This window comes from Vibrio sp. R10-SG3-ISO3 (assembly GCF_059834225.1).
Genome location: NZ_JCBDHE010000054.1, coordinates 40338 through 57421, shown reverse-complemented (window position 1 = coordinate 57421; position 17084 = coordinate 40338). Strand labels below are relative to the sequence as shown.

Genomic DNA, 17084 nt, shown 5'->3' with positions numbered 1-17084 from the left:
ATACCAGTGGCGAAGGCGGCCCCCTGGACAGATACTGACACTCAGATGCGAAAGCGTGGGGAGCAAACAGGATTAGATACCCTGGTAGTCCACGCCGTAAACGATGTCTACTTGGAGGTTGTGGCCTTGAGCCGTGGCTTTCGGAGCTAACGCGTTAAGTAGACCGCCTGGGGAGTACGGTCGCAAGATTAAAACTCAAATGAATTGACGGGGGCCCGCACAAGCGGTGGAGCATGTGGTTTAATTCGATGCAACGCGAAGAACCTTACCTACTCTTGACATCCACAGAACTTACCAGAGATGCATTGGTGCCTTCGGGAACTCTGAGACAGGTGCTGCATGGCTGTCGTCAGCTCGTGTTGTGAAATGTTGGGTTAAGTCCCGCAACGAGCGCAACCCTTATCCTTGTTTGCCAGCACTTCGGGTGGGAACTCCAGGGAGACTGCCGGTGATAAACCGGAGGAAGGTGGGGACGACGTCAAGTCATCATGGCCCTTACGAGTAGGGCTACACACGTGCTACAATGGCGCATACAGAGGGCGGCGAACTTGCGAGAGTAAGCGAATCCCAAAAAGTGCGTCGTAGTCCGGATTGGAGTCTGCAACTCGACTCCATGAAGTCGGAATCGCTAGTAATCGTGGATCAGAATGCCACGGTGAATACGTTCCCGGGCCTTGTACACACCGCCCGTCACACCATGGGAGTGGGCTGCAAAAGAAGTGGGTAGTTTAACCTTTCGGGGAGGACGCTCACCACTTTGTGGTTCATGACTGGGGTGAAGTCGTAACAAGGTAGCGCTAGGGGAACCTGGCGCTGGATCACCTCCTTATACGATGATTATCGTTTTGAGTGTCCACACAGATTGATGGTTTATGTAGTTTAAGAGATAGAAGATATCCCAATATCTTCAACTTAGTGTCCCGTTCGTCTAGAGGCCTAGGACACCGCCCTTTCACGGCGGTAACAGGGGTTCGACTCCCCTACGGGATACCACTTCCTTTGTGAAGTAAAAGGGGTCTGTTAGCTCAGTTGGTTAGAGCAGTTCGACTTTTAATCAATTGGTCGCAGGTTCGAATCCACTGCACGACCCACCACTTTATCTCTTATGCGGCGTTAAGTTGCTCGTTGTGTACTTTTGTACACGGCCTCACAACTTGTCTTGCCTAAGAAAAAAGTAACCACATAATGTGGGCGATTAGACTCAGTTGGGATGAGCACCTGTCCTTACAAGCAGGGGGTCACTGGTTCGAGCCCGGTGATCGCCCACCATTGCTCTAAATGTTTTTGGATCAGAAATTTCAAACCTACTTCAGTAATTCGTCATGTGGTTGAGTTTTTTTGACGCCGAAAGTCTTTAGAAAATGACCTTCTTCGGAAGAATCATGCTCTTTAACAATTTGGAAAGCTGACAAAACAACAATTTATTGTTGTTTGTAAAGTTCTCAAAGTATTCATATACTATGAATACACAAAAACACATTCAAGTGTTCTTGGGAATAAGTTATCTAGGAACTAGACACTAGTCTCTAGGCACTTATTCATATTTGAGTCCGGCAAAATCGAGTCTGCATCATGTTTAAATAATTGCAGACAACTTTGGTTGCTTAGTTTGTTTTCACTTTTCAAAGTGAAAGTAAATGAGCCAATAAGACCCTTTGGGGTTGTATGGTTAAGTGACTAAGCGTACACGGTGGATGCCTTGGCAGTCAGAGGCGATGAAGGACGTATTAACTTGCGATAAGCCCAGATTAGGTAGTAAAAACCACTTGAGTCTGGGATTTCCGAATGGGGAAACCCACCTGCATAAGCAGGTATCGTTATGTGAATACATAGCATAACGAGGCGAACCGGGGGAACTGAAACATCTAAGTACCCCGAGGAAAAGAAATCAACCGAGATTCCGAAAGTAGCGGCGAGCGAAATTGGACTAGCCCTTAAGCTTTATATGCGTTAGACGAACGGTCTGGAAAGTCCGGCAATAAAGGGTGATAGCCCCGTAGTTGACAACGCACATTCAGTGAAATCGAGTAGGGCGGGACACGTGATATCCTGTCTGAATATGGGGGGACCATCCTCCAAGGCTAAATACTACTGACTGACCGATAGTGAACCAGTACCGTGAGGGAAAGGCGAAAAGAACCCCTGTGAGGGGAGTGAAATAGAACCTGAAACCGTGTACGTACAAGCAGTAGGAGCACCTTCGTGGTGTGACTGCGTACCTTTTGTATAATGGGTCAGCGACTTATATTCAGTGGCAAGGTTAACCATCTAGGGGAGCCGTAGGGAAACCGAGTCTTAACTGGGCGCTCAGTCTCTGGATATAGACCCGAAACCAGGTGATCTAGCCATGGGCAGGTTGAAGGTTGAGTAACATCAACTGGAGGACCGAACCGACTAATGTTGAAAAATTAGCGGATGACTTGTGGCTAGGGGTGAAAGGCCAATCAAACCTGGAGATAGCTGGTTCTCCCCGAAAGCTATTTAGGTAGCGCCTCGGACGAATACTACTGGGGGTAGAGCACTGTTAAGGCTAGGGGGTCATCCCGACTTACCAACCCTTTGCAAACTCCGAATACCAGTAAGTACTATCCGGGAGACACACGGCGGGTGCTAACGTCCGTCGTGGAGAGGGAAACAACCCAGACCGCCAGCTAAGGTCCCAAATTATAGCTAAGTGGGAAACGATGTGGGAAGGCTTAGACAGCTAGGATGTTGGCTTAGAAGCAGCCATCATTTAAAGAAAGCGTAATAGCTCACTAGTCGAGTCGGCCTGCGCGGAAGATGTAACGGGGCTAAGCTATAAACCGAAGCTGCGGCAATACCTTTTAGGTATTGGGTAGGGGAGCGTTCTGTAAGCCGTTGAAGGTGTGTTGTAAAGCATGCTGGAGGTATCAGAAGTGCGAATGCTGACATGAGTAACGATAAAGGGGGTGAAAAACCTCCTCGCCGGAAGACCAAGGGTTCCTGTCCAACGTTAATCGGGGCAGGGTAAGTCGACCCCTAAGGCGAGGCCGAAAGGCGTAGTCGATGGGAAACGGGTTAATATTCCCGTACTTCAACTTATTGCGATGGGGGGACGGAGAAGGCTAGGTGGGCCTGGCGACGGTTGTCCAGGTTCAAGTGCGTAGGCTTGAGAGTTAGGTAAATCCGGCTCTCTCTAAGGCTGAGACACGACGTCGAGCGCCCAAGGGCGTGAAGTCATTGATGCCATGCTTCCAGGAAAAGCCTCTAAGCTTCAGATAAGTTGGAATCGTACCCCAAACCGACACAGGTGGTCGGGTAGAGAATACCAAGGCGCTTGAGAGAACTCGGGTGAAGGAACTAGGCAAAATGGTACCGTAACTTCGGGAGAAGGTACGCTCTTGACGGTGAAGTCCCTTGCGGATGGAGCTATTGAGAGTCGCAGATACCAGGTGGCTGCAACTGTTTATTAAAAACACAGCACTGTGCAAAATCGTAAGATGACGTATACGGTGTGACGCCTGCCCGGTGCCGGAAGGTTAATTGATGGGGTTAGACTTCGGTCGAAGCTCTTGATCGAAGCCCCGGTAAACGGCGGCCGTAACTATAACGGTCCTAAGGTAGCGAAATTCCTTGTCGGGTAAGTTCCGACCTGCACGAATGGCGTAATGATGGCCACGCTGTCTCCACCCGAGACTCAGTGAAATTGAAATCGCTGTGAAGATGCAGTGTACCCGCGGCTAGACGGAAAGACCCCGTGAACCTTTACTACAGCTTGGCACTGAACATTGAGCCTACATGTGTAGGATAGGTGGGAGGCTTTGAAGCAGGTACGCCAGTATCTGTGGAGCCGACCTTGAAATACCACCCTTGTATGTTTGATGTTCTAACTTAGCCCCGTTATCCGGGGTGAGGACAGTGCCTGGTGGGTAGTTTGACTGGGGCGGTCTCCTCCCAAAGAGTAACGGAGGAGCACGAAGGTGGGCTAATCACGGTTGGACATCGTGAGGTTAGTGCAATGGCATAAGCCCGCTTGACTGCGAGAATGACAATTCGAGCAGGTGCGAAAGCAGGTCATAGTGATCCGGTGGTTCTGAATGGAAGGGCCATCGCTCAACGGATAAAAGGTACTCCGGGGATAACAGGCTGATACCGCCCAAGAGTTCATATCGACGGCGGTGTTTGGCACCTCGATGTCGGCTCATCACATCCTGGGGCTGAAGTCGGTCCCAAGGGTATGGCTGTTCGCCATTTAAAGTGGTACGCGAGCTGGGTTTAGAACGTCGTGAGACAGTTCGGTCCCTATCTGCCGTGGGCGTTGGAAGATTGAAGGGGGCTGCTCCTAGTACGAGAGGACCGGAGTGGACGAACCTCTGGTGTTCGGGTTGTGTCGCCAGACGCATTGCCCGGTAGCTAAGTTCGGAATCGATAACCGCTGAAAGCATCTAAGCGGGAAGCGAGCCCTGAGATGAGTCTTCCCTGGCACTTTAAGTGCCCTTAAGGGTTGTTCGAGACTAGAACGTTGATAGGCAGGGTGTGTAAGCGCTGTGAGGCGTTGAGCTAACCTGTACTAATTGCCCGTGAGGCTTAACCATACAACACCCAAAGGGTTTTGATGGACTCAATGTAAGAACATTGAATGTGTAAGAACGTAAACAGCTTTCCGAATTAAAGAATTTGCTTGGCGACCATAGCGATTTGGACCCACCTGATTCCATGCCGAACTCAGAAGTGAAACGAATTAGCGCCGATGGTAGTGTGGGGCTTCCCCATGTGAGAGTAGGACATCGCCAGGCTTCGATTGTAAATTGTTCCCGTAACTTGCATCTTTTGTTGCTGCGATGCTCATGTGCGACTGCACACTGCGCTTCTCACACCAAAATCTGATGCGTTATAGAAACAATTTCTTAATCAAAGCGACCTTTAAGGGTGAGTAAGACTTTGATTACACAATTTGTGGAGAGATGGCTGAGTGGTTGAAAGCACCGGTCTTGAAAACCGGCATACGTTAATAGCGTATCTAGGGTTCAAATCCCTATCTCTCCGCCACTATTGAAAGCCTCGCTAGTGATAGCGAGGCTTTTTTCATATCTGCGCATATCTATTTTTTCAAATCTATATCTACCGACTGCGACTGTCACTATCATGTGTTTTTCGAGTCGCTGCAACCTACCTGTCCTTGACCTTTCCCCTCAAAAACGACACCCACAAACGCCAAATACAAAAAAGCCAGCACGATGGCTGGCTAGATGCGGTCGGCTAGATACGGACGGTAAGGCGTGTTCTAGACGCGCTGGGCGACTTTCTCTCTCAGGGCTTGTTTGTCGGCTTCGGACAAAAAGGCCAACTCTAAACCATTGATCTGAGCTTGACGAATTTGCTCTGCTGACAAGCCTGCTTGCGGCGCAGCGACCTCATACTCATAAGGAAGCTCAATACCCTCAACAGCAGGGTCGTCGGTGTTGAGACAGGCTAGCACGCCATGTTCAAGGAAGGTCTTAATTGGGTGGTTGGCCAATGAATCCACGGTACTGGTTTGGATATTAGACGTTAGGCAGGACTCAATGCCAATGCGCTGCTCTGCGAGATAATCCATCAATTTCGGGTCGTGGATGGCTTTTACACCGTGGCCAATACGCGTCGCACCAAGTTGGTTGATCGCTTGCCACATGCTTTCTGCTCCCGCCGCTTCGCCAGCGTGAACCGTGACGTTGAGGCCCGCATCCTTCACTTGCTTAAAGTGCTTCACGAAGCGATCACCGGGTTGGCCGAGTTCGTCACCGGCGAGGTCAACGGCAACAATGTGATCTTTCTGTGTCAAAATCGCATCCAACTCTTGCTGACAGGCATCGGTGCCAAAGGTGCGGCTCATGATCCCAATCAGATTGGCTTGAATGCCAAAATCTCGCACACCCGCTTTTACACCATCGACGACGGCTTCCACCACACCAGCCACGGGCAGTTTGTGTTTCATCGCCATGTAGTAAGGAGAGAAACGCAGCTCGGCATAGTCAATACGAGCATTCAGAGCGTCTTCCACGTTTTCATAGGCGACTCGGCGACACGCGTCAAGATCGCCCAAGACCGCTACGCCCCAATCAAGCTTGGACAAAAAGGCAACCAATGAAGGCTCTGCTTCCACAATTTGTACGTGGGGGGTTAACGATGCCACATCATACGCGGGCAAGGCGACGCCAAACTTCTGGCCCAGTTCTAAAATCGTTTGAGTGCGAATATTGCCGTCAAGGTGACGGTGCAAATCGGTAAGCGGGAGATTTTTCGTTATCATTATGACGGATCCAATGGGTCTAATTTGAGCTAAGTATAAGAGTCAATGATGTGAGTGTCAGTAGGATAAGCGCGCAAAATCGACCCGATGTGCTGATTATCGCTTCATGTTAACCAGATCTGTTGGCCAATCCTGATAGGTAATGGGGCGGCTGTAGAGGAAGCCTTGACCTAATGGACAGGCGAGGGAGGTGAGCATTTGCGCTTGCTCTTGGGTCTCGATCCCTTCGGCAACCAGTTCTACTTTCATGCTCTTGGTCATGTTGACAATTGCAGCGACGATCGACGTATCGAGTTGCTCTGGGCGCATTTTGTTGACAAAGGTGCGATCGATTTTTAGACAATCGAACGGCAGCTTGTGCAAATACGCCAGTGAGCTGTAACCCGTACCAAAATCATCGATGGCGATATGGACACCAAGATCGCGAATGGCCCGCATGTTTTTGATGATCACTGGGTCATTATCGACAATACGGGACTCGGTGATTTCCAACGTCAGGTTATCGGCATCGAGTCCGGATTCCTCAAGGATGCGCTTGAGTGAGGCAATCAAATCGACATTCGACAGTTGTTTAACCGACAAATTGACGTGGATATGGAAATCCTCATCCCATTTGCCTTCTTGCATCCCCTTCACCATGTCGTTACACGCTTGACGCAAAATGGTCTCACCGATGGCGCCAATCAGTCCGCTCTCTTCAGCGATAGGGATGAACTCCATAGGAGAGATAAGCCCAGAGTCTGCGGATTGCCAACGTGCTAGCGCTTCGGCGCCGACCACCTTGCCAGTGGCTAAATCGACGATCGGTTGATAGAAAGGCAAAAACTCTTGCTTCTCCACGCCGGATTGGATCTTCGCTTGCATCAGTGTGCGTTTACGCGAAATATCCGCCATCTCAGGTTTGTAGTAACTGATGTTGGACGGCTCTTGCTTAGCGTTACTCAGGGCAATACTGCCGTTTCTTAGCCACAGGGTCATGTTGTGGCTTGGCCCTTCTTCCACAATCCCGACGGAGACATTGACCACCACATTTTCACTCGCCATGGAAAACGGCGAGGCAAACATCTGCAACACTTGGTTAGCGTAGACATTGGCAGGTTCGTTGTCGCGATGAGCGGGAATATAAATCGCAAACTCATCGCCACCGATGCGCGCCAAATAGCTGTTTTGTTCAAACCGTGTTTTCAGCCGCTCTGCAATGATCGCCAGCAGTTGATCGCCTTGCAGGTGGCCGAGGCTGTCATTGATATCACGGAATTTGTTGATCCCGACTAACAGCAGGGTCCCCTCGAGCTTTCTCAGGCTATCACAGGTATCGACCAGCCCTTCACGGCTATATAAGCGAGTCAGCGAGTCGTACAGCAGTTGCGATTTTAAGGCTTTGAAAGAGGCTTTGAGGTTGTTTGCCATTTCGTTAAACGCGAACACCAATAGATTGGTTTCATAGATATGGCCAGGTTTAGGCATGTGGCTATCCCAATCGCCTTTGGCAAGATGCTTGGCGGCATCAGCGGTTGAGGTGATGGGTTTGACCACTTTGTTCAGAGCGATAAGGCAGACGAGGACTCCCAAGACGCTGACCAATAAACCCGTTAACCAACCGTTGCGCTGACTTTGTGCCAAATCGCCCAGTAAATCTTGCTCAGCGATGGCGACGCCGATATACCAGGTCAAACCATGTGAGTCGGTGTAGGGCGTAATGTGGTTGAAGTAACGTTGGCCATTTAGCGAAAGCGGGAAGCGATAATATTGCTGCTGCTCGAAACGTCCTTGGTGGAATAGATTGGCCTCGCTGGCGTGCAAGGCACTGGCTTTGACCACCGGATGACCACTCTCGATGGCAAGCAGGCGGTCGCCTTTTTTGCTCTGCGCGGTACCCCAAGAAACGACGCTCCCTTCGGTGGAATGGGCGACTAAACGCTGCTCGGCATCCGTAATGTAAATAATCACGCTGTTCTTATCGCGCTGCTGACGCAAGAAGGCATTAAACGTGTCGATTTTCAGATCGGCACCCACCACGCCGACAAACTTTTCTTCAGCAAACACGGGCGTCAGTGCGGTCAGCGTGATATCTTGCCGCTCATCGGCATTGGCGTAAATGGACGACCAGGCACCATGGTGATGGTCTGCGATTGGCGTGTACCAAGGGCGCACACGCGGGTCATAGTTATCGATGACGGAGCGAACCTCTCCAGAGACCTGTTGACCGCGATAAATCACCAGTTTGTCTAAAGTGCGGCGGTCTTTTAGCATCAAGGTCAGCCCTTGATTGGCTTCGCGGCGATAACCGACATACTCGGCGCCTTCACCACCAAAACCAATCGCATCCAAGTTAGGGATCGAGCGATAGAGATCCGAAAAGCTGCTGCGCAGATACGCTTCGATCTGGCGCATATCATCATGACGATAGAGCTCACCAAAGCCGATGGTGTGGCTGATCGCCAGACTGGCATCAAAGGCGGGACTGAGAAAGTGATTGAGCTCTAAGGTGACGTTGTCGGTCAGTGACGAGAGCGCCTGGTCACTGACGTTCACGACCATGTCTTCATAACTGCTTTTTTGCACCGCAACAATCACACCCAGTGTGATGATAAAGATCATCACGAATGGGAGAACAACGGCAGTTCTTAGAGTGATTTGAGTGGTCGCCATAAAGTCCGGATTCTTGCGTGTGCGTTAAGTCATCTTATCGGCTTTAAAACAGTCAAGCGAGGAAAAAATCAGAGAAAAATCGAGACCTTGGATCCTTATCATGCAAAGGGTTGCATCTCGATTTTCTCTTTAAATACAATCAGTAAAGCTCTTTCAGTTTGCGGGTAAGTGTATTGCGCCCCCAACCAAGGAGCTTTGCGGCATCCTGCTTGTGACCGTTGGTATGTTCAAGTGCTGCTTCTAAAAGTATACGTTCAAATTCAGGAAGTGCGTAAGAGAGCAGCTCAGAGTCGCCTTTGGAGAGTGCGTCTCGCGCCCAGCTCGACAGTTGTTGCTGCCAGTTGCCTTCACCACTGCTTTGCGTCGTATGGCTGTCTTGCAGTAACTGCGTCGGCAAATCGTTGGGTAACACTTCACTGCCACTGGCCATCACGGTCAGCCAGCGACAGACGTTCTCTAGCTGGCGCACGTTACCCGGCCAATCGAGGCGGTTTAACGTGTCTACTGTGGTCGGATGCAGTGTCTTCACGTCTACGCCCAGCTCTTCGGCGGCCAGTGCTAAGAAGTGCAGCGTCAGTTTCTCAATGTCTTGTTTGCGTTCGCGCAGTGACGGAATCTTGATGCGGATGACATTCAGGCGGTGGAACAAATCTTCGCGGAATTTGTTCTCATGAACCAATTTTTCTAAGTTTTGGTGGGTCGCAGCGACGATACGCACATCCACTTTGATTGGCGAGTGGCCGCCGACGCGATAGAACTGACCATCGGCCAAGACACGGAGCAAGCGAGTTTGAATATCGAGCGGCATGTCACCGATCTCATCCAAAAACAGGGTTCCCCCATTGGCTTGCTCAAATCGGCCTTGGCGCACGTTGTTGGCACCGGTGAAAGCGCCTTTTTCATGGCCAAACAGCTCCGATTCAATCAAATCTTTGGGAATCGCGGCCATGTTGAGGGCAATAAACGGTTTACTCGCTCGAGGGCTATGACGGTGCAGTGCGTGTGCCACCAGCTCTTTACCGGTACCGGACTCGCCATTAATCAGCACCGAAATGGACGAACGTGATAGGCGGCCGATGGCGCGAAATACCTCTTGCATTGCCGGTGCTTCACCGATGATTTCTGGCGGGCTGTAGGTGTCATGGTCGGCGGTGGCGTGCTCACGCTTTTGCTCGTGGCTGTGCGTAATCGCACGCTCCACTAAGGTGAGGGTTTCGTCGACATCAAAAGGTTTGGGCAGATATTCAAACGCCCCTTTTTGGTAGGCGTTGACCGCGGCATCCAGATCAGAGTGCGCCGTCATGATGATAACAGGCAGGTCGGGTGAGGCCTCGTGAACCTGCTTGAGTAGCTGAATGCCATCAATGCCCGGCATGCGAATATCCGACACCAATACATCGGGTGACTCGCGCTCAAGAGCCATTAAGACACTCTCAGCATCCGCGAAAGTTTCGCATTTAATATTGGCCGACGATAAGGTCTTCTCCATTACCCAACGAATCGAGCTGTCATCATCGACGACCCAAACGTATCCTTTACTCATAACTTCCTTTCCTCACAGCATCGCCAAATGACAGTCTTTCCCTTCGCCTTTGACGTCGGGCAGCAAATAAATCTCTACCTTAAATGGGCAGATAAATCGTAAATGTGGTTCTTCCTGGCCAGCTTTCGACATCGATTTTTCCTTGATGTTGATCGATAAGGTTCTGCGCGATGGATAATCCTAGCCCCGTTCCGCCGTCTCGGCCGCTGACCATAGGGTAAAACAGCGTATCTTGTAGCTCAGACGGAATGCCGGGGCCGTTATCAATCACTTCAATGCGCGCTGCCAGTTTGCAGCGCTGGCCATGGATATTGGTTTGATGCACCGTTCTGGTGCGAATGGTGATCTTGCCATTGTCTTGCGATGACAAAATCTGACCGGCATTGCTCACGATATTGAGCAGTGCCTGCTCAATCTGGTCGGCGTCCATCAAAATTTCCGGCAAACTTGGGTCGTAGTCGCGTTCTATCTCGATACGCTGATTGACTTCAAGATCCACTAACTGACGGACTTTTTCCAAAATGAGGTGTAAGTTTTCGAGCTGCTTTTTGCCCGGTTTCTGCGGGCCAAGCAGTCGGTCGACCAAGGCGCGCAGGCGATCCGCTTGCTCGATGATGATGTGGGTGTATTCGGTCAGTGTTGGATCGGGCAAGGTACGCTCGAGCAGCTGAGCGGCGCCACGCAGGCCGCCAAGTGGGTTTTTGATCTCGTGCGCAAGGCCACGCACTAAGAGTTTAGCGGCTTGCTGCTGCGCATGCTGATTCAACTCTTGTGATAAGCGACGCTGTTGACCAATCTTACGCATCTCAACCAGCAGCATCAGTTTCTTTTCCCAAGATATTGGGCTGACGGTAACCTCCAACATCAGCGGTTTGCCATCAACAACAAAGGTCACGTCACTGTCGGTAATGCTTTGACCACTTTGCAGGGGCTGCGACAACAAGGCGAGATCCATCGAAGCGTGCTGAACTAAATGAGAGAGTGGTTGGCCCACAATGCGTTTCATGCTCTGGGCAAAGAGTTGCTCGGCAGCAGGGTTGGCGTAGCGAACCTGAAGCGACTCGTTCATGATGAGTATCGCGGTCACTTGATGATTCAAGATGATGTCGTTTAATCCACTTTCCACTCGGTTTACCCTCTTCCGTGAACCTGAATAGTGCAATGCACAAAAATGGTGCATTGCAACACCCAAGTATGGCGCAATCCCAGAGAGAGTAAAAGCTCAAAAGCTTGATTTTATGGGCTTAGGGCGAGCTCGGCGCCGCAGCGGTACTGACTCTCTGTAGATGCACCGTAATAGGGTTGGAAGATGCAATAAGCTTGCCGTCTCTAAAGGCTTGAATAATAAAAGAGTGTGAGCCTCTGTCCACATTGGTCAAGGACCAGTTTGGGCGGTGTGTTGGCGCATCGAAGGGTTGACCGTTCATCAACAGTTGAAACTGCTCGCCAATCGCCAGTTTTCGGTTGGCTTCGCCTTGAATCGTCAAACGGCCGCTGTTGCTGCGCACGGCTTGATCGTCACTGGGTGAGATAATCGTCACTTGCAAAGGTGTATTCACTTGCAAAGAGGTAGCGGCGTGCTCCGAAGAGGCGCTTGTGGCCTCTTGGCTGCGCGCGTTTGCTTGTGCGTTTGAATGGTCTCTGCTTGGCACTGGCTCGGCGGCATCAAATTCCGGTTGGGGCGGCGGGGAGTTGACGTCAGGCAAGGTTAAAGCGCTCGCCCGCTCATGACCGGGTGAATCACTGAAGTGGCGCACCCCCTCATCATCGACCCAAGTGTAGACGGTCTGCGCGTGACAAAGCGGCAGGCTTACAAAGGATAGACTCAGTAAAGTGAACGCAGTGAAAGGGGCTAGAGGTTTCATACTTAAGCTCTCACGTTGACGGTGTGAACCCATAGTAGTCAAGAGTGGCAATGTGCACAGATAAAAAAAGCTCGCCTGCGAGGCGAGCCTTAGAATTATGTAACGTGACGAAACGTCGCGACTAGATTTTTTATACCGAGACTTATACTGAGTAGTAAAGTTCGAATTCTAGTGGGTGCGTTGTCATGTTCACTTTCTCTACATCTTGCGCTTTTAGGCCGATGTAAGAGTCGATGAAGTCGTCAGAGAATACGCCACCTGCTGTCAAGAACTCACGGTCTGCATCCAGCTCTTCTAGTGCGTCTTTCAGTGAGTAGGCAACAGTTGGGATTTCTGCTGCTTCTTCAGCTGGTAGGTCGTACAAGTCTTTGTCCATCGCTTCGCCTGGGTGGATCTTGTTCTTGATACCGTCAAGACCAGCCATCAGCATTGCTGCGAAACATAGGTATGGGTTCGCTGCTGGGTCACCGAAGCGGACTTCGATACGACGCGCTTTAGGGCTTGGTACCACAGGGATACGGATTGATGCAGAGCGGTTACGCGCTGAGTAAGCGAGCATAACAGGTGCTTCAAAGCCTGGGACAAGACGCTTGTACGAGTTGGTTGACGGGTTAGCAAACGCGTTGATTGCGCGAGCGTGCTTGATGATACCGCCGATGTAGTAAAGCGCAGTTTCAGATAGGCCGCCGTACTTATCGCCAGCAAACAGGTTTACGCCGTCTTTCGCTAGAGATTGGTGAACGTGCATACCGCTACCGTTGTCACCCACGAGTGGCTTAGGCATGAAGGTGGCTGTCTTACCAAACGCGTGAGCTACGTTGTGTACGACGTACTTGTAGATTTGGATTTCATCCGCTTTTGTTGTTAGCGTGTTGAAGCGAGTTGCGATTTCGTTTTGACCCGCAGTCGCCACTTCGTGGTGGTGTGCTTCAACAACCAAACCCATCTCTTCCATGATCAAACACATGGCGCTACGGATGTCTTGAGAAGAATCAACTGGCGCGACTGGGAAGTAACCGCCTTTCACACCAGGACGGTGACCTTTGTTGCCTTCTTCGTAGTCAGAGCCTGTGTTCCACGCTGCTTCAACGTCATCAATCTTGAAGAATGAACCTGACATGTCAGTCGCAAATTTTACGTCATCAAACAGGAAGAATTCTGGCTCAGGACCGATAAGCACTGTGTCAGCAATACCTGTTGAACGCATGAAGTCTTCCGCGCGTTTTGCGATAGAGCGTGGGTCGCGATCGTAGCCCTGCATGGTTGCAGGCTCTAGGATGTCACAACGAATGTTCAGAGTCGCATCTTCGGTAAATGGGTCAAGTACAGCGCTTGTTGCGTCTGGCATCATCACCATGTCTGACTCGTTGATGCCTTTCCAGCCAGCAACAGAAGAACCGTCAAACATTTTGCCTTCTTCGAAGAAGTCCGCATCAATTTGGTGAGCCGGGATAGAGATGTGTTGCTCTTTACCCTTTGTATCTGTGAAACGTAGGTCAACGAACTTAACTTCGTTCTCTTGGATCAGCGATAGAACATTTTCTACTGACATCTTGGAAAACCTCCAGTGTTGATAAAGCGTGAATGACTCGATTTGGAAAAATCCAGCATTGATTAATTCCGTGTCGCTTGATTAACCGATGCTGATCCAAACTAAGCCAAAATCATGCCAAAAAAATTAATCCATTAATTTCAATTAATTAGCGGATGGGGCTTAAGTTTGGTGCACGTTGTTGCACCAAAATGATCTCATAGTGCATTGTTTTGGTGCAATTTCATTTTTATGCACCAATATGACTCAAGACCGAACACCATTCAGCCTAGATTTTGCTCAATTGTCAATCCGCATTTTTCACCTAATCTGCACTGTGCGTCGGTACGTCAGGCCGTATTGGAATGCCTGCGAGAAAAAACGGAAAATAAAGGTGAAAAGAGCCGAAGCAGATCACATATTTCTGGGTTTTTTGCGAAAATCTGGTACATTATGGCCGTTTTTTTAATCAAGTAAGCACGCGGTTTGATAGGTAATAGGGCAATGACCCTTATTCACCTAAGATAAACGGCGTGTTTCTCATATTCGAGTGAATCAAATCCATGGCTACTCCACAGATTGATAATTTAAGAAATATCGCGATCATCGCGCACGTTGACCACGGTAAAACCACGCTGGTTGACAAACTGCTCCAGCAATCAGGCACGCTTGAGTCTCGCGGTGAAGCGGAAGAGCGAGTCATGGACTCGAACGACATCGAGAAAGAGCGCGGCATCACCATTTTGGCGAAAAACACCTCCATCAACTGGAATGACTACCGCATCAACATCGTTGATACCCCAGGACACGCGGACTTCGGTGGTGAAGTAGAACGTATCATGTCGATGGTAGACTCAGTGCTACTGATCGTTGACGCGGTAGACGGCCCGATGCCGCAAACCCGTTTCGTAACGCAAAAAGCCTTCGCACACGGCCTAAAGCCTATCGTTGTCATCAACAAGATTGACCGCCCTGGTGCTCGTCCTGATTGGGTTATGGACCAAGTGTTTGACCTATTTGACAACCTAGGCGCGACCGACGAACAGCTAGACTTTAAAGTGGTCTACGCGTCAGCACTGAATGGCTGGGCTACGCTAGAAGAAGGCGCAACAGGCGAGAACATGGAACCTCTATTCCAAACCATCGTTGATGTGGTTGATGCGCCAAATGTTGACCTTGATGGTCCACTGCAGATGCAGGTTTCTCAGCTAGACTACAGCTCTTACGTGGGTGTTATCGGTGTGGCTCGTGTGACTCGTGGTAGCGTGAAAGCGAACCAACAAGTGACGATCATCGGTGCAGACGGTAAAACGCGCAACGGTAAAGTTGGCACAGTCATGGGCTACCTTGGTCTAGAACGTCACGAAGTTGAGCAAGCGAACGCAGGTGATATCATCGCCATCACAGGTCTGGGTGAGCTTAAAATTTCTGACACCATCTGCGCACAAAACGCAGTTGAAGCGCTACCACCGCTCTCTGTTGATGAGCCAACAGTAACGATGACGTTCCAAGTCAACACGTCTCCATTCGCGGGTAAAGAAGGTAAGTTCGTGACGTCACGTAACATCCTTGAGCGTCTAGAGAAAGAACTGGTCCACAACGTAGCACTACGCGTTGAGCAAACTGACGATCCAGACAAATTCCGCGTATCAGGCCGTGGTGAGCTTCACCTCTCTATCCTGATTGAAAACATGCGTCGTGAAGGCTTTGAGCTTGCGGTATCGCGTCCTGAAGTTATCATCAAAGAAGAGAATGGTCAGCTATTGGAACCATTCGAGACGGTAACGATCGACGTGATGGAAGAGCACCAAGGCGGCATCATGGAGAACATCGGCCTGCGTAAAGGTGAGCTGAAAGACATGTCTCCAGATGGTAAAGGCCGCGTTCGTATGGACTTCGAAATGCCATCTCGTGGTCTGATTGGTTTCCAAACCGAATTCATGACGCTAACGTCGGGTTCTGGTCTTCTTTACCATACGTTTGATCGCTACGCGCCACACAAAGGCGGTAACATCGGTCAACGTGTCAACGGTGTACTGATTGCTAACGCTATGGGTAAAGCGCTGACTAACGCGCTGTTCAACCTTCAAGAGCGTGGTCGTCTATTTATCGGTCACGGTGTGGAAGTGTACGAAGGCATGGTGATCGGTATTCACAGCCGTGACAACGACCTAACCGTTAACGCACTGAAAGGTAAGCAGCTTACCAACGTTCGTGCATCGGGTACCGATGACGCACAGGTGCTTACTCCGCCAATCAAGATGACGCTTGAGCAAGCGCTAGAGTTCATCGATGATGACGAGCTAGTTGAAGTGACGCCGGAAAGCATCCGTATTCGTAAGAAGTTCCTAACGGAAAGCGACCGTAAGCGTGCGTCTCGCGCAGCGAAGTAATCGCCTTAAAGCATAACGTATTTAATGAGCCCCGAGTCTGAGACTAGGGGCTTTTTTTTGTTTTGGGAGATGCCCCAGGAGGGAGATGCCTTGGGCAGAAATATTGTTTGGAGAGAAAGAGAGAATAGGGCTCTATTGCTGCAAAGTTTGCAAGAACTTATCGGATTCGCTGATCGCCTCGTTCATTTGCGCGATGGCAAACTGAATCTCTTTCTCTAGGTTGGTAAATTCACCCTGCAATGAACCGATCGCGCTGGCGTTGAGGTTGTGTTTGAGATAGAGCGTATTGTCACGCAGCGTGTTGAGCACTGGGGTCATCTTACTTTCTGCGCGCTTCATCGCTTTGAGCATGGTTTGGTAAGAGGCTTTGGTCTCACGCAGCTTTTGCTCGCTTGAGCGGCGCAGCGTCGCGCTGGTGTAGAGATCCAGCTCCTCTTGCCACTCATCAAACAGCGCCTCGGAAACATCTTCAATCGCGGCAATGCGCGCGGCTACCTCTTCGGCCGCCTCTTCACTGGCTTGGTACTTGTCGTTGATTTGCTCGTAGACGCTTTCCAGCTCACCGCCATCAAACTGCGTCAGTACCGATAGCGCTTCAAGCGCACTGCTGAACTCTTGCTGCGCCTCTTGCTGTGACGTTTTGGCGTCTTCAACCCGATCGATCATGATATCGCGTTTGTGATAGCCTACTTGCTCCATCGCTGAATAGTAGGTGGATTGACAGCCAACCAAGGTCAGCAGAGAGAGCATAAGGGTGAGTAACTGCGGCATAGTGAATTCCTTTTCTGACCGAACACGCGTGCGAGAAGTTTGGCTTATTGCCCCACGGCGCGCACGTTTAGGGTTATAC

The 17084-nt window shown here is 50.4% G+C and carries 8 protein-coding genes, 4 tRNA genes and 3 rRNA genes; 8 read left to right on the top strand and 7 right to left on the bottom strand.

Features of this window, described 5'->3' with window-relative positions; genetic code table 11:
• The 7 genes from AC6R1A_RS16860 to AC6R1A_RS16830 all read left to right on the top strand — a co-directional run.
• Nucleotides 1-829, top strand: a 16S ribosomal RNA gene (locus AC6R1A_RS16860); the annotation flags it as partial.
• 88 nt (nt 830-917) lie between these two features.
• Nucleotides 918-993: transfer RNA gene (locus AC6R1A_RS16855), tRNA-Glu, on the top strand.
• A 20-nt stretch (nt 994-1013) separates the two neighbouring features.
• Nucleotides 1014-1094 (top strand) — tRNA-Lys (locus AC6R1A_RS16850).
• Between the two features lie 95 nt (nt 1095-1189).
• Nucleotides 1190-1269 (top strand) — tRNA-Val (locus tag AC6R1A_RS16845).
• Nucleotides 1270-1667: 398 nt separating this feature from the next.
• Nucleotides 1668-4556: ribosomal RNA gene (locus tag AC6R1A_RS16840) — 23S ribosomal RNA — on the top strand.
• Between the two features lie 85 nt (nt 4557-4641).
• Nucleotides 4642-4757, top strand: a 5S ribosomal RNA gene (gene rrf / locus AC6R1A_RS16835).
• A gap of 162 nt (nt 4758-4919) precedes the next feature.
• Nucleotides 4920-5010: transfer RNA gene (locus tag AC6R1A_RS16830), tRNA-Ser, on the top strand.
• Nucleotides 5011-5245: 235 nt separating this feature from the next.
• Here the strand turns inward: AC6R1A_RS16830 and add are convergent.
• The 6 genes from add to glnA form a co-directional block, all read right to left on the bottom strand.
• Nucleotides 5246-6250 carry an adenosine deaminase gene (gene add, locus AC6R1A_RS16825; RefSeq protein ID WP_487903088.1) on the bottom strand — a complete coding sequence of 335 codons (1005 nt, stop codon included), beginning with the start codon at nt 6248-6250 and terminating at the stop codon, nt 5246-5248.
• Between the two features lie 96 nt (nt 6251-6346).
• Nucleotides 6347-8902 (bottom strand): phosphodiesterase GepA, encoded by a 2556-nt coding sequence (gene gepA, locus AC6R1A_RS16820; RefSeq protein ID WP_500632552.1) that lies wholly within the window; start codon nt 8900-8902, stop codon nt 6347-6349.
• A gap of 139 nt (nt 8903-9041) precedes the next feature.
• Nucleotides 9042-10445 (bottom strand): nitrogen regulation protein NR(I), encoded by a 1404-nt coding sequence (glnG, locus tag AC6R1A_RS16815; RefSeq protein WP_334554965.1) that lies wholly within the window; start codon nt 10443-10445, stop codon nt 9042-9044.
• Between the two features lie 79 nt (nt 10446-10524).
• Complete coding sequence (glnL, locus tag AC6R1A_RS16810) at nt 10525-11571, bottom strand: nitrogen regulation protein NR(II) (protein ID WP_334554963.1); 1047 nt, start codon at nt 11569-11571, stop codon at nt 10525-10527.
• A gap of 118 nt (nt 11572-11689) precedes the next feature.
• Nucleotides 11690-12310 carry a DUF4124 domain-containing protein gene (locus AC6R1A_RS16805; protein ID WP_500632553.1) on the bottom strand — a complete coding sequence of 207 codons (621 nt, stop codon included), beginning with the start codon at nt 12308-12310 and terminating at the stop codon, nt 11690-11692.
• A 142-nt stretch (nt 12311-12452) separates the two neighbouring features.
• On the bottom strand, nt 12453-13862 hold the full coding sequence (gene glnA, locus AC6R1A_RS16800; RefSeq protein ID WP_500630188.1) for a glutamate--ammonia ligase: 1410 nt from the start codon (nt 13860-13862) through the stop codon (nt 12453-12455).
• A 542-nt stretch (nt 13863-14404) separates the two neighbouring features.
• Here glnA and typA point away from each other — a divergent pair.
• Nucleotides 14405-16234 (top strand): translational GTPase TypA, encoded by a 1830-nt coding sequence (gene typA / locus AC6R1A_RS16795; protein ID WP_500632554.1) that lies wholly within the window; start codon nt 14405-14407, stop codon nt 16232-16234.
• A gap of 132 nt (nt 16235-16366) precedes the next feature.
• Here typA and AC6R1A_RS16790 read toward each other — a convergent pair whose 3' ends face one another.
• Complete coding sequence (locus AC6R1A_RS16790; protein ID WP_500630187.1) at nt 16367-17005, bottom strand: DUF2959 domain-containing protein; 639 nt, start codon at nt 17003-17005, stop codon at nt 16367-16369.
• Nucleotides 17006-17084 lie beyond the last annotated feature (79 nt).

What these genes read in the sequence shown, in the direction of transcription:
- add (WP_487903088.1), bottom strand. Translation starts at nt 6,250, where the DNA reads ATGATAACGAAAAATCTCCCGCTTACCGATTTGCACCGTCACCTTGAC.
- gepA (WP_500632552.1), bottom strand. Translation starts at nt 8,902, where the DNA reads ATGGCGACCACTCAAATCACTCTAAGAACTGCCGTTGTTCTCCCATTC.
- glnG (WP_334554965.1), bottom strand. Translation starts at nt 10,445, where the DNA reads ATGAGTAAAGGATACGTTTGGGTCGTCGATGATGACAGCTCGATTCGT.
- AC6R1A_RS16805 (WP_500632553.1), bottom strand. Translation starts at nt 12,310, where the DNA reads ATGAAACCTCTAGCCCCTTTCACTGCGTTCACTTTACTGAGTCTATCC.
- glnA (WP_500630188.1), bottom strand. Translation starts at nt 13,862, where the DNA reads ATGTCAGTAGAAAATGTTCTATCGCTGATCCAAGAGAACGAAGTTAAG.
- typA (WP_500632554.1), top strand. Translation starts at nt 14,405, where the DNA reads ATGGCTACTCCACAGATTGATAATTTAAGAAATATCGCGATCATCGCG.
- AC6R1A_RS16790 (WP_500630187.1), bottom strand. Translation starts at nt 17,005, where the DNA reads ATGCCGCAGTTACTCACCCTTATGCTCTCTCTGCTGACCTTGGTTGGC.